Here is a 21,576-nt window from a genome sequence, read left to right on the forward strand (position 1 = left end):
GATCATGTTGCCGCGAGCTGATCCTTATCTCAGCGCGGCATGTTTACCCGGCCGGAGCCGCCAGATTCGTAGGCGCAATCTGCCCCGGTCCCGCCCCCAGGCGGCAACACGCATTGTTGTCGACGCCCAGCGCCTGACGGCTGGTTGCTGCGCCCTTGGCGACACGAAAATCAATGCCACTTTCGGAAGCGCCCAGGTCACCTGCCAAACACGATGTTCTTAGCGAACGGCGCTCTGAGAAGATTCCGCTTGTTCGGAAGCCAGGAACTCGTCGCGTTCTGCTATCCACAAATCGGCGTAGTCGACATTCTGCCATTCGGCAAACCACGGGCCGCCGCTGGTATAGTGGACCGCCTTAGGTGTGCCGACCGCAGGCTTTTCGTTCCAGCCTTCGAGCCAATTCCACTCTACCGGCAATGAGCCCAAATCTTTGTCGGCAACCCACTGCATTCGGTGAAGATAGGCGCCACTTTCCTGATTCACGACCTCTGGCGTGAGCGATCTGACCGAAGGATGCGCGCAATTGAACAGCATCAGCGACGACCAGTTTTTCCGAGGATAGGACGTCTGGACCACACCATCCATCTTGGTTGTGGCCTTCGGCGTATAGTCATGCTGGACGCAATAGACCGCCTTGTCCGAGTCCGTATATTTCAGCAGGCCTGCGACGTCACCAAGCCACAGGAAATCGCAATCGCAAAACAGGGCCCAACCCGTGTAGTCGGCGAGAAAGGGCGTGAGGAAGCGCGTGTAGGTGAACTCCGTTGAGGCGAGCGGATCTTTTTCCCGCCAATATAGCCCGCGGGCACGCATCTCGTCCTGTTTGATCGGAATGACGGAGACAGGCGCCGATGCATGTTTGAGCAGGGAGTGTCGCGCGACGTCGTACGCGATCGGCTCACGGCTGTCCCATCCGATAAATACCCTAAACGCATCAGTCATATTCACTACCCTGGCTTTCGATTTTTACGGTCGTACACTAACTAGTTGGCGATGGCTCGGCAACAATTGCGGTCAACCAAGCCGGTTTCTCACAGATTTGTCCTGGCCTCAGCGTTGCTTTTTTGGGTGGACTGGGCCTCGCATTCCCAATGCGACACGGGCCCATTTCTGATAGGTGTAGCTGGCCGAATACGCGGCCACCATCGCACCAATGGAACCGTCCAGAAATCCCAGCCGGAAAATATAGCTGCGCACATAGGCCCAGACCGAGCGCAAAACCGCCTTGCCTATCGAGCTTTTTTTGCCCTCGGCAAGCAGTTGCGCGGCGGACGCTTCTGCGTACCGGCCGATCTTGTCGTGGGCATCTGCCAAGTCGGTAATGGAATCGTGCTCGATCGGCCGGGACAATCGGCTGACCTTCCCGTTCACCAATACCTTCTCGTGCACGGTGTCGTCGCTGAACCGCCCGGAGCGGCGACGGAAGAGCCTGAGCACCAGATCGGGCGACCAGCCGCTATGGCGGACAATGTGCCCGCAAAAGCGCGATCTTCTCGGTATTTCGAAGCCGTCATTGGCTTTTGGGTCGGCGATTGCGGCCCTTATTTCCGCGCCGAGCGGCGCCTCCACCCACTCATCGGCATCCAGCGAGAGGATCCAATCCCCCGTTGCCGCGGCCAGCGCACGGTTTTTTTGCGCACCAAAACCGGGCCAATCAACGGTCATCAGAACCTTTGCTCCCAGAGCACCGGCAATCTCCCTGGTTCTGTCGCTGCTGTTGTTGTCGAGAACGACGATCTCATCGGCAAAATGGACCGACCGAAGGCATTGCGCGATGGATGCCTCCTCGTTGCGGGTGATGATAATGACCGAGAGCGCCGGCACGGTCAGAATGCTCCGGCATCAAAGCTGCCACTGTCATTCGAATGCATCTGCAGCATCGGCTCCCGGCCCGTTAGCACACTGAGGGTACTAACCTAATTCAACAAAGTCGAAAATCATTTCAGATCAAGGCCTTCATACAGCGCCATCATTCGCTTGATCATGACATTGAAATCATAGTGTTCGGCCGCCGCTCTCACCCGGGCTGCGGTCTCAGGTCGTGACGACAACTGCAGCGCGTGCGCGAGCGCTGCAGCGAGGTCGCTTTCGCTGGCCGCATCGCAAACGAGCGTCGGCTCGAACCGCTCGACAAGCTCGCGCGCTCCACAGCCGGTGCTTACCACGGCGGGCAAGCCGCTGGCCATCGCTTCGATGACCACTGTGCCGAAAGGATCATAGATGGAAGGCAGCACGGCAATATCGGCCGCGCCGTACCACGGCAGCATGTCTTTCTGCGGCCCCAGCATCTTGAGCCGTGCGCCGAGACCGAGCCTGTCACCGGCCTGCCTGAAGGCGTTGGCGCGCGAATCATGGCCGATGACCCACAATTCAGGCTCGCCATCGAGCCTAGCGACCGCCTTCATCAGTGCAAGAAGTCCTTTTCGCGCAAAGCCCGAGCCGACAAACAGGACGACCGGCCTGTTTTCGTCGACGTCGAGCCGCGCGCGGATTGTCGCCCGATGCTGCTGGCGCAGCTGCGGGTTGAAGCGGTCGAGATCCACCCCGTTGGGAATATGGTGCACATTTTCCGCCGGATAATCGTAGTGACGGACAATGTCCTCTGCCACCATCTTCGAAATGGCAATGACAGCTTTGAGCCTCGGGCTGGCGTAGGTTGCACGTTCAAGGCGCAGCGTCTGGCGGTGAAAGGGGCTCAGCGCCATTGCCGCCCTGCCAAGCCGCGTCTCGAAACGCCGCCGCTCGGCAAGATAGGCGGCATGAACGCCCTCCCCGGCCCGGAAGACATCGCAGCACGGGAGGCGATCGTTGCTCTGCACCAGCGCCGGCGGCATCTCGGCGATCTTGCGGCAGGCAGCTTGAGCAAAGGACGTCGCCCGCAGCGAACGCGGAAACCGGCGGCCGGCACAATGGATGAACTCGATGCCTTCATAACGCGGCCAGTCGCCGGACAGCACGGCCACCCGCCGCTGACGCGCGGCGAATGCGGCCATGATGTTTTCCAACATGATCTCGCCGCCACCGAAAGGCGCATAACGCTGGCGCACGAACAGGAGCGGCCTGTCGAATTGAATTTCGGTGCCACGAATGCCGGCGTACATGGGGTCTGGGCTCCGGCCTTGTTGCCATCTGACGATGTCTATAGAGGCCAGCTCGCATCGGCAACACTTGGAAAGCTCACCCGCCGGAACTCAGAACAGGCCTGTGTCCATTGTCCGCAACTGCTTGCGATTTGCCTAACGGTGCTGCATGTAGAAATTAACTGCAAACAGCGGATCAGCGCCAGCTCCAGCCGGGCGGTGACCGCCATGAGGGGAATCGATGGCTTGAGCAAAGCAACCTGGCCCGCCATTGTCCGCCGGACGATTACCGACACCGCCATATATCGGCTGAGACACACCTTCGGAAGACGGGCAGAAGTGTCATCGCTGCGGCCGATAACGCCCCTTAAAGCGAATGACCTGCCTTTGATCCTCGTCATCCGCAACGAGGCGGACAGGCTACGCCCGTTCCTGAAGCACTATCGCGAACTCGGCGTCACCAGATTCGCCGTCCTCGATGACCGCTCGACAGACGGAACAGCTGAGCTTCTGGCCGAGCAGCCAGATGTCGATCTATTCAGCTCGCCGATCACCTATTCGCAGTCGGACCTGGGAAACCTTTGGCGTCAGCGGATTGTGCAGATCTATGGTCAGCCTCGCTGGTATCTGACCGTGGATGCGGACGAATATCTTGTCTATGACGGTATGGATCAGCATCCGCTCGGTGCGATGGCCGACTGGCTCAAGCGGCGCGGAATGACACGCCTGCTGGCGCCGATGATCGACATGTATCCGAGCGGAAACATCTGGGACGTACCCTTCGATCCCATCGTGCCGCCATGGCAAGTTGCGGACCATTTCGACGGCAGCGGCTATGAGGTGACGAGGAGCCCCCGGCATCTCAAGATCACAGGCGGCCCGAGAACCCGGCTTTTCGCCAGGCAGCACAAGTTGACCAAGTTTCCTCTGATATATGTTGATCGCCAGACGATTTTTACGTCGATTCACTCACCGCTGCCCTACTGGCGAAACTATATAAAGGGATTGGCTGGCCTGCTTCATTTCAAGTTCTTCGCCGATTTCAACGACAAGGCGCAGGTCGCGGTGGCGGAAGGTCAGTATTGGAACGGCGCTTCCAAATATCGCCAGTATCATGAGGTATCGAGCGGTAAAGCCGCTCTCAGCGCGATGAGCGAACAGTCAATGCTGTACGAAGGAGCTCACAGCCTGTTCAAAACGGGTTTGATCGACAAAATTGATTGGTAGACGGCATTTCAAGCAGATGCCGAACCGACATCATGCATAACCGAATGCTTTCATAAGCTGGGCACCTCGTCCTTGGACCAGGTCCTGTAGCTCGGCGTTTCCAAGTTCGGAGCGCCATCTTCCGCTCCCGTCATAGATCGGCTGATTGACCTGTTGGTTCCGGAGCACCGCATGCGGCGTCTCGCCGCTGGCGTCGGTCGGCTTGAACCACTGCTGCGGGTTCTTGTGATAGTCGAGGAGATCCGGGCTGAAGGTTACATCGAGAAAGCCGCATATCTGCTCGACGACTTTGGCCGGATTCTCGACCAGGTCCTCATAGCGATAGATCAGCACATCCGGCTTTCCCCGTTCCGCAAGAACCAGCGCATTGTCGTTGATCCAGCGGTCGAGAGCCTCCGTTGGGTCGCCAAGTCGTTTGATCAGGGACGCAACGACGTCGCGCCCATCTCGCACCGGCATGACGAAACGCGCGCCGGGCACGAGCCGGCGAATGCGGGCGACACGGCGGATATGCCGCGGTGTCTTTTCAAGCAGCACGTTCTTTCCAGCATCGAGCGCCGCCCGCTTCAGTTTCCAGAAGCGGAACATGGCCAGTGGCGTCCACTTGAAGAAAATGTTGGTTTCCTGGAGCGGCAGGTAGACGTCGGGATGCGACGCAAGGATCGTCGCAATCAACGTCGTCCCGCTATGGCCGCAGCCGCAAATGAATCCGGTCCGCATCACCATGTCGGCAATGCTCCCTAACCCAAGGCGACCCGGGCGCGGTTATCGACGCGAGCGTAGCACAAGCCGTTCGTGCTAAAAACCTTGTCCAGCTTCTCCCAATATTCGAACTTAGCCAACTGCTCGTCACAATAGGCCACGTCGTCCTCGGAAAGATATTCCCCGTAACCGCCTATCTTGCCCTTGCGCACCTTGAAGCTTTCGGGATCATTCGCATCGCGCGGCTGTAATATCTTGCCGTATCGATCGGACAGATCACCGGTCGATTCACTCACTTTCATCTTGTCGAACGTTCGGTTGTTCGCCACCTCGACAAGCGTCCGATCGTCAGCCTGCTGGTTCAGGAATCCAAGGATCGCGCGAAGGACACCAGCCGTATCCCGATGCATATCTTCATATTGAAGATACCGGATTTCGCGCATCCGGGGCATGGCCGCGAACCAATGCAGATTAAATCTGATGATCTTTTCAATCCCATGATTGTCGCTTCTGATAAAATCGCTGAACGATCCCGCTGGAAGCATGTGGCGCTTCTGAACCTGAAAGTACCCTGAGACCACCGTATCTCTTGGATCGCGAACAAGCATTATTGTTCTTCTCTTCTTGTATCGAGATTTATTCTCCTTGAGGCCCGATATCGGTCGAAGTAACTTGTGGTCGGTTCCGTCGTGAATGTATTGAACTTCAACTCCGAGATCGTCCAGCATGACACGCAGCCACGTGCGCCCCGATTTTGGAAAGGATACGATAAGAGGAAGAGGCGGCTCTTTGGCCTGGAAAAATTTTAGAAAGGACATGTTTAGAAAGGACATGGAGAGACCTCCTTTAGATTATCAGAGCTGGCGCCCGAACCGCTGCCGGCCAGACCAACCCCATTACTGGGCGCCTAAGCCTACGGCTAATTCGAACACAAGGCAGAAATGCCGGCAAGAATTGCGATCCTCTGCGGGGCGAATTGGCCTTTACTATATCCCGGTTCGGAATGCCTTATGTTTTTTGGCCTGTTGCGACGACTGTTCGACACGGGCGCTCCATTCCGCGGTCCGTCGGCCGAACTCCTTAATGCGCATCGCGTCGAAGCGTATTCAGTGACGCGCTTTTGGACGACATGCATTAGCCACTCACTTTTGTGAGCCATGGCGCCAGAATGGACTCGGCCTCGCCCATCACCACGGACCAGGGGCGTTCCCGTTTCGAGACCAGCACGGCCGATGGATAGTAGGGCGTGCGGTCGCCCTCGACCGGCCAGGAGCGTTTGAAGCCGTCGCCCAGAATGAAAACCGAGGGGATGCCGAGCGCGCCGGCCAGATGCGCTCCGGTATTGCTGATGGTCACCACGGCGTCCATCGCGGCAACCTGCGCGGCGAAAAGATCCATGTCGACGAGCTGATCGACCGATCTGTCATGAAGAATTCGCTCCGGCTCACCGTCGGTCAGGATCTTCAGATCGGTCTCGATCTGGCCGTACTGCAGCGAGACGAACCGGAGGTCCGGTCGGCCGATCAGGTTTCGCCAGGCGGCAAGCGGCGGCAGGTCTTTGCCGGGATTGGAGCTGCCCCATGCGATACCGACCAACGGCCGTCCTTCCTTCCGGTAGCGGGCGCGAAGTTCAGCGACCCGGGCCGGATCCGGCTTAAGGGGCACGAAATGCTCGCGGATCGTCGCCTCGTCGGTTTCGAAAACGGCAGTCAGATGCTGGACGCCGGCGAAGGCCTGCGCCTCGGCATAGGCGGCCTTGCCGCCAGCGCCGACCGGCCGCACATCGGCGGTCGGAAAAGTGCGCTGAAAGAGCGGTACCAGGCGGCGCTCGACCAGCACGATCGAGCGGGCGGCGCGCTCCAGGGCACAGCCGACGGAACTCGCATGATGGATCGCGGTGGCCAGACCCTGCTTTTCGGTTTCCATCAGATCAATCAGCAGTGTCTGGCCAGAAATATCCTGGCCCAGCCACTCGCCATCGACGCGGCCGTTGACGATGTGGCGTCGGGCGATCCTGAGTTCGGCGGCTGCGCCATAAGCGCCCATCCGCATCAGCGCCTTGCTGAGCTCGTCGATCAGGTGGACCTCGCCCCTCGACTTCGCAATGGATCCAAGAGCCAGGGCTTTCGGCAGGGCCGCCGGCCAATCGCGGGACTCGACGCTTCGCCGATAATCCGCCATCTGATCGGCAATGTCGCCGTCGCGCCAGCGAAGGAAGAGCTGCCGGCGGTGACGTCGGAACCAGACCTTGTATTTGTAGCCTGCAAGCGCGACAGCGCGGCGCAACCGGCCGAGAAGTAGGCTACCTTCCATCGCCAGCTCCGCTGATGATTTGCATGACCCGTCCGCCTGCTTCCTGCACTGCCGACGCCCAGGCTCGGCCGCCTTTTCGGGCCAGTCGAACGCTCGGATATGCGGCGACGGTCTCGCCGAAGGCAGGCCAGGACAGTCGAAACCCGTCGTCGAGCATGACAATCGTCGGCACGCCGAGCGCTCCGGCCAGGTTGGCGCCGGTATTGCTGATCGTCACCACCGCGTCGAGCGCCGCAATTTGAGCGGCAAAGCGGTCCATGTCCGTCAACTGGTCGACGGAAGCGTCATGGATGATGCGCCCCGGCGCGTGGCGCTCGAACTCGGAGAGGGCTGGCCCGACATCGCCATATTGCAAGCTGACGAGGCGCCCCGGCAGGCTGCTGAACAGCGTCCGCCAATCGTCCAGGGCCGGCAGATCCTTGCTCTTGTTGAGGCTTCCCCAGGCAAATCCGATCAGGGGACCTGGGCCGCCATCGAGATAGGTGCCGCGCAGCTCGGCAACCAGTCGGCGGTCCGGCTCCAGCGGAACGAAGGGCGCGCGTGCCGCCGGGTCGTCCGGCCAGAAATGCTTTGCGAGTGTCTCGAAACCGGCAACGACATCAGCGTCCACCGCCGCCATGTCCTCTTCCCCTTCAATCCTGACATCGAGCGCAGGATATGTTCTGCGATAAAGCGGTGCCAGTCGCGGCTCGACGAAGACGATGCATCGACCGGCAGCCGCAGCTGCTGGACCAAGCAAAGATGCGAACTGGAAAAAGATCGCCAGGTCGCCTTCGCGACGATCGACGAGAAGCGTGCGACCCGCAAGATCACTGCCATCCCAATCGGGCCTGCCGCGCAGCTGCTTGCTCGCCGCCATCAACTGCCAGATGCGATTTCCTCCGTCGAGACGCCTCAGTCCGCGCCCCGCTTTCTTGATCAGGCCGAGATCGCCAAGCTGCTCACCAAGCGCGCCAAGCGCCAGTGCATGGTCGCGAGCAGTTTGCCAGTCACCACGCTGCACGCTTTCCTCCATCAGCCTCATATGCCTTTCGGCACTTTCGTCGGCGTGGCGCGAAGGACGTCTAAGAAGTTCCTTTGCCCGCTCGAGAACCTTCTGCAGCCGCTTGCCGACGGCGCCTTGCGGGCGCAGATCGGCGGTTTTTGCCTTCTGAAGGATGGTTCGTCTGTTCTGCACGGCGATGTTCTATCGTCCTCGGGGAGCGTCGGAAAGCGTCGTCAGGATCGACGAGAGCCGCCGGCCGGCCTCGTCGAGCACCAGCGACCAAGGGCGTCCCTCCTTGCGAATGACAATGCCCTTCGGATACCAGGGTGTCCGGTCGCCGGTCACCGGCCATGCCGTCTGAAAATTATCGTCGATGAGGAAAACAGTCGGCACGCCAATGGCTCCGGCAAGATGGGCCGCCGTATTGCTGATCGTCACGACAGCATCGAGTGCGGCGACCTGTGCGGCGAAACGGTCCATGTCGACCATTTGGTCGACGCTGTCGTCAAAGATCAGACGCGCGTCGTTGCCGTTGCGAAGGCGCCGCAACGCCGGCTTGATCTGTCCGTACTGGAGCGAAACGAATGTCGCTTGTGTCTGGGCGATGAACCGTGCCCATTCAGGAAAATCAGGCACGTCCTTGGTGTGGGACTTGCTGCCCCAGGAGAGACCGACCAGCGGCAGATCCGTCATCGAGCGATAGCGCTTGCGGAATGCCTCGACGAGTTCAGGATCTGCCCGCAGCGGTACGAAGTCGGCAGCAAGCTTTTCGGCGTCGCGTCCGAACACCCAGGCGAGATCTTCGAAAGTCGCGTGTTTGTCGCCGACCACATCCCGCTGCGCCGGGACCACGGTCGCCTTCGGGAACGTTCGCTGCAGAATTGATACCAGGCGCGGCTCGACCCGAATTGTTGCGCTTTGGGCATAGGCAGCGGCAGCGCCGGCCAGTCGCGCGTGGCGGATAACCCGGCCAAGGCTGCGCGGGTCATCCTCCACAAGATCGATCAGCAGTGTATCCGATCCGAGATTCTCGCCGGTCCACTCGTTGGCGCTCTTCCCTTTCCGCAGCCGGCGAGCGGAAAGCCGAAGCTCAGCTGCCCGCGCAAAGTTGCCAAGGCGTTCGAACGCCTGGCCCGCCTTCTGCATCAGCTCCGGGTCGCGATTATGATCGGCCGTGACAGCCATCTCATTGGTACCTGCTTCAAGGCCTTTCCAGTCCCTGCGCACGATCAGGGCCTCAACCTTGGCCTGCAGCTCAAGAATGGAACGAGGCTGCTTGGGACCGGAAAACAACCTGCGCACCGCCTTTTTGTACCGGCGCACCTGAAGGCCCAGTCCACCAATCACATACCGGACATAGGAACCGTGATAAAAGCTGGTCATCGGCCGTCAGCGCAATACGCTCTGCCGCAGCTTTTTGCCGCTTTCGACCATCGGATCGGGCGTCTCCAGGTGGAATATCGAACGATATATCTCGCTGTGCTTGGCAAGCTGGTCATGCGTTCCAGCATCGACGAGCTGTCCGGCGTCAAACACGAGAATACGATCGGCCGCCTTGATTGTAGACAGCCTGTGCGCAATGCAGATCACCGTGCGCTGAAATGTGTTGTCGAAGGCTGCCTCCATAACCGCCCGTTCGTTTTCACCGTCAAGCGCGGATGTCGCTTCGTCATAGACGATTACCGCAGCATTCTTGAGCAGGGCGCGCGCGATGGCAACGCGTTGTTTCTGGCCGCCGGACAGGTTGGTGCCGCTTGGCCCGACAAGCGTGTCGAGCCCGTTTTCGAGCGCCGAAGCAAAGCTGGTGACCCGGGCGAGGTTCGCAGCAGACTCGATTTCCTGATCCGTGGCATTCGGGCGGCCGTCGCGAATGTTGTCGCGGATCGAGCCTTCAAACAGGAAGACGTCCTGTGACACAAGTGCGATGTTATCGCGGACGTCGGCCAGGCTGATCTTCGAAATGTCCTTTCCGTCGATCAGGATCCTGCCCTTGTCCGGCTCCATCAGACGCAGGATCAGATTGACGATGGTAGTCTTGCCGGCGCCGGAGCGGCCGACGATCGCCAGCTTCTCACGAGGTCGCACGTCGAAGGAAACACCCTCGAGCGCGGGGCTGTTGCCGTCATAGGAAAAGGCCACATCTTCAAAGCGGATACCACCATCGACGTCGGTCAGACGCTCGCCCGCGATCGCGAGTCGCCGCTGCTCGGGCGTGTCGATCAAATCATACATCTGCTCGACGGCGACCATTTGCTTCTGGATGTCGACATTGACCCGGGCCAACCGCTTGGCAGGCTCATAGGCAAGCAGGAACGCGGTAATGAAGGCCATGAATTCGCCGGGCGTCTTGCCGTTGCCGAGGGTCTGCCAGCTGGCGTACATAACGAAAAGCCCGATGATCACGCCGCCGCCGGTCTCCATCAATGGGCTCATCAATGCTGACGTCCGATTGATCTGGATGCCACGTCTTTCCATCTTGCGGACGGCCTTTGCAAAGCTGGCGACGGCCTTGTCCTCGAGCTGGAAGGACTTGATGGTGCGGATGCCTTCGACGGCTTCCGTGCCGATCGACTGGACTTGTGCGGCCAATTCCGTCTCGCCCCTCGCCAGCGCCTTGAGCTTCCTGGTTATCGCGCCGACTGACAGGAACAGCATCGGCAGAACCGCCACGGATATCAGCGACATCACCGGGTCCTGCTTGACCATGACGCTGGCCAAGGCAATCAGGGTCAGCAGATCAGAGACGGCGCTGCTCGTGAGGGTGAGAATAACGGTCGCCCCGGCGCGCGCGTTGAACATGATTTTGGAGATGAATTTTGCCGGATGCTGGTTCGCGAAACGGCTGATGTCGAAATACACCATTCGGGAAAATTGCCGGTTTTGCAGGTCCGAAACGATAGCCCGGCGAATCTTTCCCGTCGTGATGGTCTGGCAGTAGGCAGCTATGCCCTTGACCAGGAAAATGCCGATGATGACGACGCTGATACCCGATACAGCGGCAGCGTCTCGCTCGACATAGATGGTGTTGATCATGACTTTCATGATCCAGGCCGCCGCGCCGGTCGCCGCAGCAGCGGCGATCGAGCACAGCAAACCTGTCACATACAGCATCTTGTGCGGCGGCAGATTTTCGCCAATCAGACGCTTGATCAGCGGATATGCTGGGGCCGTTGACACTCGTTTCTTTGTAATCATCTCGTCGCCGCCCGTTGCGATCCCGTCCGGTCTTCGCGTTATCTTGAAGCGCGAGACGGTTTCGATCACCTGTCTGTGGCTTCGTTCCCGACCGCAGTCAATGCCGAACCGGATCCTTGCACGTCATCGGCTTATGACCGTCGGTTCCTCGCATGCGAGCATAGCGGACCCCAGCCACGCGGCTTTTGCGCCATTCGTCGTCGGCCGCGCTATGCCTGGTCAGTGTTTCGCGAGGACCATGAGATGGCTTCCAAGAGGCGATGTGTGATTGCTTTTGATTGAAAAGCCCACATCCGAAAGCACCGCGATCATCTCCTTATCCTTGCCAGGAGGAACGCGGGCAACGATCGTTTGAGCACGCCCGGCGATATCGCACAGCACGCGTCGCGCCTTGTCCTCGCCGAGGCTCCACTGCATGTGATGGTAGACCGCCAGCAGCATGACGATGTCGTACTGCGGTTGGAGAACATTTTGCAGCTTCCGGCTGCCAAGATCGAGACAATCGAACCGGCTTTGGACCGGACAACCCAGGAAGATCATCTTGGCCGTCTCGATATGCGGCTTGAGAATGTCGATCCCATGGATCGAACTCGGTCCTAGCTTGGATATCTCATAGGCGACAACACCCATGTTGCAGCCAACATCGAGAATGGATTTCCCGGCGTAGTCGACCTCTGCTGAGAATAGGCCGTCCAGACGGTCGTCCCACGTTCCCTTGAATCTCTTTTGCTTATTTGACCACCACAAATCGTTGTTCTCCAAAAACGGCGCCGGACTGGTTTCCTTGACGGAGGGGGACTGTGCGCCCGGCCTAACTCGGTCCAGTTGCTGGCGCGCAACGACACTGTCCTGAGCGTCCTGTAAACGCAACCGCGGGAGAAAGGAACTCCTGATCACAGCATCCTGCGAAGACGTTTCGGTAAGTTGACGAACACCCGGCCCGACAAATCGACATATTGGTTGGAAATGGCAACGTCGCTTGGCGCCCCCTACCCGTGCCTGCCCTCGAGTTCCTGAAACGCACGATAGCCCGGGCCGGCACACGCAGGGACATAAGTAATGCCCCGTCGGCAAGGCAAGCCATATTTGTTCTTGCTTTGTGCCGGCAGCTATGCTACCAATTTGCCTATGGTGCTGATTTGCACCAACGACCGTCTTGCCGCGACATGCGGTTTTTCAGCCAGGCTCGATCAAAGCTCGCCCGCATCGCGGGGCTTTTGGCCAATCACGGCCGGGTGCCGGCCTTTTCGGCAGCTTCCGAGAATGGAAATCGGAAAAGCAGCTTCCGGTTCTCGTCGCAGACTTCGAAGGAAAGACCTGTCAGGACCGGGCTGCCGCTGAGCAGGCCCTCGGCCAGGATTTCCTTGGCCGAAGCCATTGCGTTATCCTGAGCCGCGGACAAACCGTCCAACTCCTGACCCTCGAAATCTTCCGTCAAGCGGCCCTCATTGTTTCGGAAATGGAAAAAATATCTCGGCATGGCTGCTCCGGTCGGTCGGTTTCTCTAATGCATGTCGCGCAAAAGTGTGCAGCGGTTTTGCGACAACGACATGCACAAAAACAAGCACTTAAAGCGCGTCGCATGAGGCCGATCGACGCGATGCGCTTTAGTCGCGAGCGCCTCAGGAACAGCGTCGGATTTGTGCACGACGGCACCGTGCGATTTAGGCGTTGGGATTCATGGCGTTTAGGCCTTCATGCGTCAGGTCGATCGAACAGCACCCCCAGCCCGTGTTCGAACGCACATACCACAATCATGTCGTCCAGGGCTTTTCCGGAGACCGGGCAATTCGGCATGACAGCCCTGATCGCGATCTCAGCCGCTGCGGTGGAAACCGCATCGTGGCGCCTCTTCCTGGTCTCCATGTATTGCTCGAGCAGAATTTTCAGGCGCCGCGCGGCAATCTCGTCAACGACCATCGTTCTCCCTCGATTCGGCACAATGTCCGTCTTCCAGGTCTGTCCTCCGGATGAAGGTCCGCTGCCATTGGGTAGCAGCGGACCACTCGGCTGGGTGAGCCAATGACCCGAGGCGGGGGTGTCTCGGACCGCCACCACAATAGCTTCGGCAGGCCACTCGTTCCACAGAACGCTGTCGTTGGTAATTTTCGTACACTGAGCATTGCCACAGACAGTCTGCGACCGTGGGATTTTTGCGCTATGCCCGTAGCCTGATAACCGGATCAGCTTCGGCTTCGATCGACATAGGTGTAGATGCCCGCGCCGATCGCGACCGCTCCTACAGTGATCAGAATCGATGGCACACCCATTAACGTGGCGATGATCCCCCAGACAATGGCGACGGCAATCGCGCCGGCCGTTCCCAGCACCAGTCTAAGCCGTTTCGACATTATCCATTCCCCCAAAAGTGCATCTTTGGCCTTTTCCGGTCGAAATACCGCAATGCGGCACCATTGTCTGCGCTTCGTCCAACTTTTTATGCCGCCCCTGAGCCCCAATCGCTGAGGCGTAAGCGATCCGTGTGCGGCCTTGTTGCAAACACCCACTCGACAATCAGGAAGCTTGGGCGCGGGCCCGAGAAGCGAGGCGTCAGAAAGCGAGGTATCTATGCAAAATTTTCGGAATTTACTCCGGTTCTCGATCATGGCCATGGCGGCCACGACAACCGCAATAGTCATCACCGGGCTTACCCCCGAGACAACCGAAGCGACTTTGATTTGCCATGGGTTGGTCTGCCAGAAGGCGAGCAATGAAGGCAGTGCCTTCGGCGCCAAATATCAGCGCAAATGCACCTGCGAAAATGTAAGCGAGGGCGCTAACAACCATCCCTCCCCGCACAATGTCAACAAGGGGCCCATCGGCGGCTCAAGCAGCAGCAGCGGATCGAGCGGCGCCAGCAGCTCAAGCGGCACCACCAGTTCGAGCGGCAGCAGCGGTTCGAGCGGCAGCAGCGGATCCAGTGGCGGCAACGACGGAACAAGCAGCGGCGGGTCTAACGGCAGCGGCGGAGTGTAGCGGCTGCTCAAGCGGCTCCGGTGGCGGCGCCACTCGAGTTGAACCGTGGCGGCGACCACGCGGCCGGCAACGACGATCGATCCTCACGACAACGGGAGTAGTAGTATGACGCTCCGACCGAAATCGGCGACCGCGCCCCTCACCGGCCTTGCAGGATTGCTTGGTCTTGCGCTCACCGTCGCGATGCTCGCCGACAGAAGCTGGCCTGTGCATTTGCAGGCCATGACTGTCATTGCAGCTACTACTGCAGCAATGATCGCGGTCGACACGGCTTATTTCCAGACGTTTCGAAGGCGTTCAACGGGATTGCAGGCGAAGCCGATGCGAGCGCTTGAAGTCGAGCGTGTCGTGCGCAAGCTCATCGGCTTCATCGTTACGCTCACGACCATTGCCGCAGTCTACTGGATAGTGCCGGAATACCGGCGTGAGTTTTACGCCCCCTACTGGGCAGCGCTCTACGACACCTTGCCGGCGCTGCTCGTCGGTCGCCGATCGGGCGCTCCGGCTGAATGCCACCCTTGCTCGGACCATCTGCGGCAGTCGGCGCTATCGCCTCAAGGCGTGATCGCGATGCCGATCCTCGCCGCTCATCGGCAACGGCCGATCGCCCTCGAGCAGGCGGGTGATCCGGGCGAAGCCGGCAAAAGCCTTTCTCGCTTCCTCGGCCGACATCCGGCCGGCCATGGCCGCAGCGCAGCAATTCACGGCGCACTGGTAAACCGGCCCGCGCCGCCCCGCCGGCCATTTTCGCAAGAATGCCATTGCTTCGGCAACGCTGTCGATCTCCTCCACAGGCTGTCCCTGTCCGCGCAAAACCCGCACGGGCGAAAAGAATTGCAAGCGGTCCATCATTTCCTCCCCGTCGACCGGATGCGTGCGATCGAACCCCACTAAACTCGCGAACCCGACTTTGGTTCCCGGCAAAAGAGGGCTTGGCCTGAAAAATGTTGGCTGCACGAGACGAGCAGCGGTGGACGCGCCCGGCAGCTCCAATTGGGTGACATCTTGCCCCAATTGGGTGACATCTTGCCATTGTACGGGAACGTTAGCGCGGCTGATGCATTTCGATGCCACGAGCAGTCTTTTTGAGGGAAATGCCAAAACATGAGAATAGCCCATGTGGCGCCGCTCCATGAATCCGTGCCACCCCGGTTCTATGGAGGGACGGAGCGCATCGTCTCCTATCTGACCGAAGGATTGGTCGAGCTTGGCCATGACGTGACCCTGTTCGCCAGCGGCGATACCAAGACGTCGGCGAAATTGGTGGCGTGTCGCGAGCGCGCGCTCCGTCTCGATCCGCGCCCGCACAAATCCGAAACCGCGGCGCATCTCTCGATGCTCGCCGAGGTGAGGAGCCGTGCGCAACAGTTCGACATCATCCATTTCCATCTCAGCCACTTCCTGCATTTTCCTTTCTTCGAACACATGCCCGACCGGACGGTGACGACACCGCATGGCAGGCTCGACTATGTCGACCTAGCCCCGGCCTACGAACATTTTCCGCGCTTTCCGATGATCTCCATTTCCCGCAGCCAGAGAACCGGGCTACCCAGGGCCAATTGGCTGGCGACCATCCATCACGGGCTGCCGATCAATATGTACGAGCCGACTTTCGAGACGAATGCGGACGAGCCGTATCTGGCCTTTCTCGGCCGGCTGTCGCGCGACAAGCGCCCGGAGCGTGCCATTGAGATCGCCTTGCGCTCCGGGCTGAAACTGAAGCTTGCAGCAAAGATCGGCGACGACGACCGCCCTTTTTTCCACGACACGGTCGAGCCGCTGATCGACGGCGACCGTGTCGACTATATCGGCGAGATCGAAGAGGACAGAAAAGCGGAATTCCTCGGCAAGGCGGCCGGCCTGCTGTTTCCGATCGATTGGCCGGAGCCGTTCGGTCTTGCCGCGATAGAGGCTATGGCCTGTGGCACGCCGGTAATCGCCTGGAAATGCGGTGCCCTGCCGGAGATCATCGACCACGGCGTGACCGGTTTCCTTGTCGATACGGTCGATGCCGCAGTCACCTCGATACCGGAATTGCTGCGCCTCGACAGGCGACAGGTGAGAGCCGTGTTCGAAAACCGTTTTTCTGCCACGAGAATGGCCCACGACTATGTGGCTGCCTATGCGCGCCTGATCGGTACTCCCGGTGAAGCGAGAGCGTCCTGATCGGCGTCATTGTGGACGTTGGAACGAAACGACAGAGCTTGTGACGTATGAATCAACTCGACGAGCGTAAGCTTGATCCCGCCGTAGCCCTTGCCTCCCTCGACGAGGTTGCGCCCCGGGAGCCGCACCGGCTGTTCGCCCTCAAGCAAGCCGACTGCTTCGCGGTGGCCGACGCCTATGGCGACATCCGCGGCGCCGGCGATGGCTTTTTCCGAGACGACACGCGTGTGCTTTCGGAATTCCGGCTGACGGTCGGTGGCCGGCAAATGTCGTTGCTCGGCGCCTCGCTCAGCCAGGACAATGTGCTTTTCACCTCGAACCTGACCAATCTGCCGATCCAGAGTGTCGGTGGTCGCGACATTCCGCAGGGCGCGATCCACATAGAACGCGTCAGGCTGCTTTGGCAGGACCGGCTGTTCGAGCGCATCACCCTTTCCAACTACAGCCAGGAATCGTCGGCCATTCGGGTTTCCTTGCATTTCGCAGCAGATTTCCGCGACATGTTCGAGGTGCGCGGTTCGACCCGGCTCAAGCGCGGAATAGCCCACGCCGCCGAGACCAGTCCGACATCCGTGGTGCTTCGATATGACGGGCTGGACCAGCTCGTGCGCCTGTCGGCGATCTCGTTCTCGCAGGCGCCGGACAATTTGACCGCCAGCCGCGCGGATTTCCTGGTTGCGGTGACGAAGCGCAGCAGCGAGGTCCTCTATATCGAGGTCGGCCCGGAAGTGGCGGAGACACCCGACCGCGACCGTTTTCGGGCTGCTGCCGCCCGCGCTCGCTTCGGCATGCGCGCCAAACGCCGCCACGGCGCGACGGTGCACAGCTCCGGCCGCGTCTTCAACGACTGGATCGAACGCGCGCGCGCGGACGTGGCGTTGCTGACCACCGAGCTTTCAACCGGACCTTACCCCTATGCCGGCATACCCTGGTTCTCGACGGCATTTGGCCGTGACGGGGTGATTTCCGCACTGCAGATGCTGTGGTTGAATCCTGGGCTGGCGCGCGGCGTACTCGCCTTTCTCGCCCAGCATCAGGCGACCGAAACGTCGCCGTTCAGCGATTCGCAGCCGGGCAAGATCATGCACGAGACCCGCAAGGGCGAGATGGCGGCACTGCGGGAGCTCCCGTTCGGCCGCTATTACGGCGGCGTCGATACCACGCCGCTCTACATTCATCTCGCTTGCGCCTATGCGGATCGTACCGGCGACATGGCGTTCGTCGACAGCCTGTGGCCATCGCTCTGTGCAGCGGCCGAATGGACGGAGGAGACAAGCCGCGCGACCGGCTTCGTTACCTACCAGCGCGGCGCCGAGACCGGCCTTGCCAACCAGGGCTGGAAGGACAGTTTCGATTCCGTCTTCCATGCCGATGGCCGCATGCCCAAGGGGCCGATCGCCCTGGTCGAGGTGCAAGGCTACGTCTTTGCCGCGTTCCGTGGGCTGGCGGCGCTCGCCCGCCGCCGCGGCGAGGACGACAAGGCCGATCATTGGGAGGAACGCGCCGAAACCATGCGCGCCGCGGTGGAACGCCATTTCTGGATGGACGATCTCAATTTCTATGCACTGGCGATCGATGGTGCAGGCGAGCTCTGCAAGGTACGGACGTCGAATGCCGGCCATCTTCTCTTTGTCGGGCTGCCCGAGCCGGAACGGGCGCAGATGGTCGCCGATCAGCTGCTCTCTGCGTCGTTCCACTCTGGTTGGGGAGTGAGGACGCTGGCCGACGATGCGATATTCTTCAATCCGATGTCCTACCACAATGGTTCGATCTGGCCGCACGACACCGCCATGTGCGGTGCCGGCCTGGCACGTTATGGCGTGCGCGACAGCGTAGTCAGGCTGATGAGCGGCACGTTCGAATCGGCTGTCCATTTCAACATGCGGCTGCCGGAACTGTTCTGCGGCTTTACCCGGTCGCCGGGCGAAGCGCCCATCGCCTATCCCGTCGCGTGCCTGCCGCAGGCCTGGTCGGCGGGATCGGCCTTCATGCTGATGCAGGCCTGCCTTGGGCTCGAAATCGACGGCTGGAACAGCGAAATCCGGGTCACCCGCCCAAGGCTGCCGATCGGCATCGACACGCTGACATTGCGGCATCTAGGTGTCGGCTCGACAGTGGTCGACCTCACATTCCAGCGTGTCGGCGACCGGGTCGTCGCCTTTCTCGCCGATCGGTATGAGGGGATGGTGCCGCTCATCGTGCGCACTTGATGCCGCCGCACTGCGGCGCGTCGAAAATGACGCGCGGCATTGCAATCGTCCGGAACCGATAGCCTCTTTGTGCGTTGCAAAAATGGGCGGCGCGGGAACGCTGCAGTTGTTATACGGCGGCGAACCAGAAAACAAATAAAAAAACGGCTATCGGCCGGCCGGAGGCGAGATCACATTCTATGTCAGATTATACTGTAAACCTGCTCTGGGTTTTGCTGATTGCAAGTTTTGGCTTTTCCGCTTTTGCCATTCTCCTGTCGATATCCCGCCAGCGTCGCGGCCGCGCAACGGCGGCCGCATACACGCCGAGCGAGGATGTCGCGTCGGAAGCGGCACGCAAGGTGCTGCGCGAGTTCGAAAAGAACGGCCAATCGGCCGATGCGGCACTGGTCACATGGTCGCCCGACACTTTGCGCAAGATCCTGGCCGACGACCTGCCGGACGCACAGGTCATCGTGGTGTCCAACCGCGAACCCTACATCCACAACATCAAGGATGACGGGGTCCAACTTTTGGTGCCGGCCAGCGGGCTGGTTTCGGCACTCGAGCCCATCACCCGCGCCTGTGCCGGCACCTGGATCGCCTTTGGCGGCGGCACGGCAGACCGCCTCACCGTCGACAAGGACGACCGGGTGCAGGTGCCGCCAGGCAATCCGTCCTATACGCTGCGCAGGGTCTGGCTGACGGAGGAGGAATATCAGGGCTATTATCTGGGCTTCGCTAATGAGGGCCTATGGCCGCTTTGCCATATCGCCTTCACCCGCCCCGTGTTTCGCGCCTCGGACTGGGACGCCTACGAGGCCGTCAACCGCAAATTCGCCGATACGGTGGTTGCCGAAGCCCGCAACGAACGGCCGATCGTGCTGGTGCAGGACTACCATTTTGCGCTGCTGCCACGCATGATTCGCCAGCGCCTGCCGGACGCGATAGTCATCACCTTCTGGCACATCCCTTGGCCCAATTCGGAAGTGTTCAGCATCTGTCCGTGGCGTGAGCGGATCCTGGAAGGACTGCTCGGCAGTTCGATCATCGGCTTTCATACCCAATTCCATGCCAACAACTTCACCGAAAGTGTCGACCGCTTTCTGGAGAGCCGGATCGAACGGGCAGACGCGGCAATCTCCTATGGTGGGCAAACCACATTGGTCCACGCCTATCCCATTTCCATAGAATGGCCGGCCCAATTGCTGGCAAAACTGCCGTCTGTGGAGGAGTGCCGCGCCAGCGTGCGCGACAGATTCGGCCTGTCTGCGGATACCAAACTATGCGTTGGCGTCGAGCGCCTCGACTACACGAAAGGCATTCTCGATCGCTTCCATGCCTTGGACGAATTGTTCACGAGATATCCCGAATGGATAGGCAAGGTGGTTTTCCTGCAGATCGCCGCGCCGAGCCGGGGGACATTGCCCGCCTACCAGCAACTCCACGACGAATGCCGCCGCTGTGCCGAGGAGCTCAACCGGCGCTATGGCAGCGAGACATACAGCCCTATCCTGATGGTCGCCGAACATCATCGGCAGGAGCAGGTCTACGAGGTCTATCGCGCCGCCGACATCTGTATGGTCACCAGTCTGCATGACGGCATGAACCTTGTCGCCAAGGAATTCGTCGCAGCGCGCGACGACGAACAGGGCGTGCTTTTGCTCAGCACCTTCGCCGGTGCCTCGCGCGAACTGCTGGAAGCGCTGATCGTCAACCCCTACGATGCGGCCATGATGAGCGAGGCGCTGTTGCAGGCGCTGACGATGACGCCGGAAGAGCAGCGCGAACGTTTGCGGCCGATGCGCGAGATGGTCCGCGACAACAATGTCTACCGCTGGGCCGGCAGTATGCTGCTGGACGCCGCGCGCCTGCGCAAACGCGGCGATCTCGACAGGGTGACCGGAACCGGCGAGCGCCCGCCATCGAACACCAACAACGTCATCTCGATGTTCGAGCGGGCTCGGAAGGCAGCGTCGTGAAAAGCTTTGAACAACCGCCGGCGTTGAACCTGTCGGAAGGGCAATGGGCGCTCTTCCTCGACATCGACGGAACCCTGCTGGAACACGCTGCCCATCCCGACGCGGTGTTCGTCGGCGAGGAATTGCGCAATCTGCTCGAACGCATCGAGCGGCGGCTGGATGGTGCGGTCGCCTTCATCACCGGCCGGTCGATTCCCGCCGTGGACAAGCTGTTCCATCCGCTGAAGCTGCGGATCGCCGGACTGTATGGGCTGGAGCACCGGCTGACGCCGAGCGGTCCGATCGATGCCGCCGACGCGCCGGCCGACATCGCCGCCCTTGCGGACGAGATCGAGGCCGAATTGGGCAGCGGCAAGGTCTATGTCGAGCGCAAGGGGCCGGTCCTTGCCGTTCATACAAGAGCAGCACCGCAACTGCTTGCACCCGCAATCCAGCTCGTCGAACAGGCATTGGCCCGGCTTCCGAAGGGTTATCGGGTGCTTCCGGGAAACGCCGGCGTCGAGCTCATGCCTTTGGAAGCCGTCAAAGGTGCTGCCATCCGGCGTTTCATGGACATTCCGCCCTTTGTCGGCCGGCGGCCGATATTCCTCGGAGACGATACGTCGGACGAACACGGTTTCGAGGCGATCAATGAAATTGGCGGCATCTCCATCCGCGTGAAGCCGAACGGACCGACGGCCGCAAACTATGCCCTCGACGACGTGACCGGCGCAATAGCCTGGCTCGAGGCCAGTTTCGAGACGTCGGCGGTGGCCTGATCG

General features: G+C 60.3%; 20 protein-coding genes. 5 read left to right on the forward strand and 15 right to left on the reverse strand.

What is annotated here, in order from left to right; all coding sequences use genetic code 11:
- Positions 1-219 precede the first annotated feature (219 nt).
- From NKI54_RS27280 to NKI54_RS27290, 3 genes are all read right to left on the reverse strand, one after another.
- Positions 220-942 (reverse strand): LPS glycosyltransferase, encoded by a 723-nt coding sequence (locus NKI54_RS27280; protein WP_023674987.1) that lies wholly within the window; start codon positions 940-942, stop codon positions 220-222.
- Between the two features lie 108 nt (positions 943-1,050).
- Positions 1,051-1,824: a glycosyltransferase family 2 protein gene (locus NKI54_RS27285; protein ID WP_023674986.1), complete on the reverse strand. Its 774-nt coding sequence runs from the start codon at positions 1,822-1,824 to the stop codon at positions 1,051-1,053.
- Between the two features lie 113 nt (positions 1,825-1,937).
- Positions 1,938-2,993 carry a glycosyltransferase family 4 protein gene (locus NKI54_RS27290; RefSeq protein WP_210164203.1) on the reverse strand — a complete coding sequence of 352 codons (1,056 nt, stop codon included), beginning with the start codon at positions 2,991-2,993 and terminating at the stop codon, positions 1,938-1,940.
- On the opposite strand from NKI54_RS27290, the gene NKI54_RS27295 reads away from it, so the two are divergent.
- On the forward strand, positions 2,910-4,307 hold the full coding sequence (locus tag NKI54_RS27295) for a glycosyltransferase family 2 protein (protein WP_156937290.1): 1,398 nt from the start codon (positions 2,910-2,912) through the stop codon (positions 4,305-4,307). The two genes, NKI54_RS27290 and NKI54_RS27295, sit on opposite strands and share 84 nt — an antisense overlap.
- 30 nt (positions 4,308-4,337) lie before the next feature.
- On the opposite strand, the gene NKI54_RS27300 is transcribed toward NKI54_RS27295, so the two are convergent.
- From NKI54_RS27300 to NKI54_RS36530, 12 genes are all read right to left on the reverse strand, one after another.
- Positions 4,338-5,033, reverse strand: a complete 696-nt coding sequence (locus NKI54_RS27300) for a sulfotransferase family protein (RefSeq protein WP_352502415.1) — start codon at positions 5,031-5,033, stop codon at positions 4,338-4,340.
- Between the two features lie 14 nt (positions 5,034-5,047).
- On the reverse strand, positions 5,048-5,842 hold the full coding sequence (locus NKI54_RS27305) for a sulfotransferase domain-containing protein (protein ID WP_352568666.1): 795 nt from the start codon (positions 5,840-5,842) through the stop codon (positions 5,048-5,050).
- A gap of 301 nt (positions 5,843-6,143) precedes the next feature.
- A complete protein-coding gene (locus NKI54_RS27310; RefSeq protein WP_352646114.1) occupies positions 6,144-7,322 on the reverse strand; it encodes a glycosyltransferase family 9 protein in 1,179 nt (392 codons plus the stop codon).
- The gene (locus tag NKI54_RS27315) at positions 7,312-8,499 is read right to left on the reverse strand and encodes a glycosyltransferase family 9 protein (RefSeq protein ID WP_352692740.1); all 1,188 of its coding nucleotides are present in this window, start codon (positions 8,497-8,499) and stop codon (positions 7,312-7,314) included. The genes NKI54_RS27310 and NKI54_RS27315 overlap by 11 nt, the downstream gene beginning before the upstream one ends.
- Before the next feature lie 9 nt (positions 8,500-8,508).
- Positions 8,509-9,690: a glycosyltransferase family 9 protein gene (locus tag NKI54_RS27320; protein WP_023674979.1), complete on the reverse strand. Its 1,182-nt coding sequence runs from the start codon at positions 9,688-9,690 to the stop codon at positions 8,509-8,511.
- Positions 9,691-9,696: 6 nt separating this feature from the next.
- The gene (locus NKI54_RS27325; protein WP_352636740.1) at positions 9,697-11,484 is read right to left on the reverse strand and encodes an ABC transporter ATP-binding protein; all 1,788 of its coding nucleotides are present in this window, start codon (positions 11,482-11,484) and stop codon (positions 9,697-9,699) included.
- Between the two features lie 237 nt (positions 11,485-11,721).
- The gene (locus NKI54_RS27330) at positions 11,722-12,264 is read right to left on the reverse strand and encodes a class I SAM-dependent methyltransferase (protein ID WP_352636741.1); all 543 of its coding nucleotides are present in this window, start codon (positions 12,262-12,264) and stop codon (positions 11,722-11,724) included.
- A gap of 463 nt (positions 12,265-12,727) precedes the next feature.
- The gene (locus NKI54_RS36525) at positions 12,728-12,982 is read right to left on the reverse strand and encodes a DUF6894 family protein (RefSeq protein ID WP_502898254.1); all 255 of its coding nucleotides are present in this window, start codon (positions 12,980-12,982) and stop codon (positions 12,728-12,730) included.
- Between the two features lie 215 nt (positions 12,983-13,197).
- The gene (locus tag NKI54_RS27340) at positions 13,198-13,422 is read right to left on the reverse strand and encodes a hypothetical protein (protein ID WP_352636743.1); all 225 of its coding nucleotides are present in this window, start codon (positions 13,420-13,422) and stop codon (positions 13,198-13,200) included.
- A gap of 263 nt (positions 13,423-13,685) precedes the next feature.
- Entirely contained in the window at positions 13,686-14,213 is a 528-nt protein-coding gene (locus tag NKI54_RS27345) for a hypothetical protein (RefSeq protein ID WP_023674974.1), read from the reverse strand.
- Between the two features lie 27 nt (positions 14,214-14,240).
- Positions 14,241-14,489: a hypothetical protein gene (locus tag NKI54_RS27350; protein ID WP_156937288.1), complete on the reverse strand. Its 249-nt coding sequence runs from the start codon at positions 14,487-14,489 to the stop codon at positions 14,241-14,243.
- Positions 14,490-15,024: 535 nt separating this feature from the next.
- Positions 15,025-15,693 (reverse strand): DUF982 domain-containing protein, encoded by a 669-nt coding sequence (locus NKI54_RS36530; RefSeq protein ID WP_502896931.1) that lies wholly within the window; start codon positions 15,691-15,693, stop codon positions 15,025-15,027.
- On the opposite strand from NKI54_RS36530, the gene NKI54_RS27360 reads away from it, so the two are divergent.
- The 4 genes from NKI54_RS27360 (at position 15,583) to otsB (ending at position 21,573) form a co-directional block, all read left to right on the forward strand.
- On the forward strand, positions 15,583-16,644 hold the full coding sequence (locus NKI54_RS27360; RefSeq protein ID WP_352568676.1) for a glycosyltransferase family 4 protein: 1,062 nt from the start codon (positions 15,583-15,585) through the stop codon (positions 16,642-16,644). The genes NKI54_RS36530 and NKI54_RS27360 overlap by 111 nt on opposite strands.
- 47 nt (positions 16,645-16,691) lie before the next feature.
- Positions 16,692-18,854 carry an amylo-alpha-1,6-glucosidase gene (locus tag NKI54_RS27365; protein ID WP_023674970.1) on the forward strand — a complete coding sequence of 721 codons (2,163 nt, stop codon included), beginning with the start codon at positions 16,692-16,694 and terminating at the stop codon, positions 18,852-18,854.
- 179 nt (positions 18,855-19,033) lie between these two features.
- Positions 19,034-20,815 carry an alpha,alpha-trehalose-phosphate synthase (UDP-forming) gene (locus NKI54_RS27370; RefSeq protein ID WP_352636744.1) on the forward strand — a complete coding sequence of 594 codons (1,782 nt, stop codon included), beginning with the start codon at positions 19,034-19,036 and terminating at the stop codon, positions 20,813-20,815.
- Positions 20,812-21,573: a trehalose-phosphatase gene (otsB, locus tag NKI54_RS27375; RefSeq protein WP_352593655.1), complete on the forward strand. Its 762-nt coding sequence runs from the start codon at positions 20,812-20,814 to the stop codon at positions 21,571-21,573. Before NKI54_RS27370 ends, otsB begins: the two co-directional genes overlap by 4 nt.
- Positions 21,574-21,576: the final 3 nt, after the last annotated feature.

The organism is Mesorhizobium sp. M0663 (genome assembly GCF_040320585.1).
Classification (GTDB): domain Bacteria; phylum Pseudomonadota; class Alphaproteobacteria; order Rhizobiales; family Rhizobiaceae; genus Mesorhizobium.

Excerpts from the sequence above, each read along its gene's own strand:
- NKI54_RS27280 (WP_023674987.1), bottom strand. The coding sequence starts at position 942 with ATGACTGATGCGTTTAGGGTATTTATCGGATGGGACAGCCGTGAGCCG.
- NKI54_RS27295 (WP_156937290.1), top strand. The coding sequence starts at position 2,910 with ATGGATGAACTCGATGCCTTCATAACGCGGCCAGTCGCCGGACAGCAC.
- NKI54_RS27290 (WP_210164203.1), bottom strand. The coding sequence starts at position 2,993 with ATGGCCGCATTCGCCGCGCGTCAGCGGCGGGTGGCCGTGCTGTCCGGC.
- NKI54_RS27300 (WP_352502415.1), bottom strand. The coding sequence starts at position 5,033 with ATGGTGATGCGGACCGGATTCATTTGCGGCTGCGGCCATAGCGGGACG.
- NKI54_RS27305 (WP_352568666.1), bottom strand. The coding sequence starts at position 5,842 with ATGTCCTTTCTAAACATGTCCTTTCTAAAATTTTTCCAGGCCAAAGAG.
- NKI54_RS27310 (WP_352646114.1), bottom strand. The coding sequence starts at position 7,322 with ATGGAAGGTAGCCTACTTCTCGGCCGGTTGCGCCGCGCTGTCGCGCTT.
- NKI54_RS27320 (WP_023674979.1), bottom strand. The coding sequence starts at position 9,690 with ATGACCAGCTTTTATCACGGTTCCTATGTCCGGTATGTGATTGGTGGA.
- NKI54_RS36525 (WP_502898254.1), bottom strand. The coding sequence starts at position 12,982 with ATGCCGAGATATTTTTTCCATTTCCGAAACAATGAGGGCCGCTTGACG.
- NKI54_RS27340 (WP_352636743.1), bottom strand. The coding sequence starts at position 13,422 with ATGGTCGTTGACGAGATTGCCGCGCGGCGCCTGAAAATTCTGCTCGAG.
- NKI54_RS27360 (WP_352568676.1), top strand. The coding sequence starts at position 15,583 with ATGAGAATAGCCCATGTGGCGCCGCTCCATGAATCCGTGCCACCCCGG.
- NKI54_RS36530 (WP_502896931.1), bottom strand. The coding sequence starts at position 15,693 with ATGGCCAAGCTCGACCAATCCTTCGGTCAGATAGGAGACGATGCGCTC.
- NKI54_RS27365 (WP_023674970.1), top strand. The coding sequence starts at position 16,692 with ATGAATCAACTCGACGAGCGTAAGCTTGATCCCGCCGTAGCCCTTGCC.
- NKI54_RS27370 (WP_352636744.1), top strand. The coding sequence starts at position 19,034 with ATGTCAGATTATACTGTAAACCTGCTCTGGGTTTTGCTGATTGCAAGT.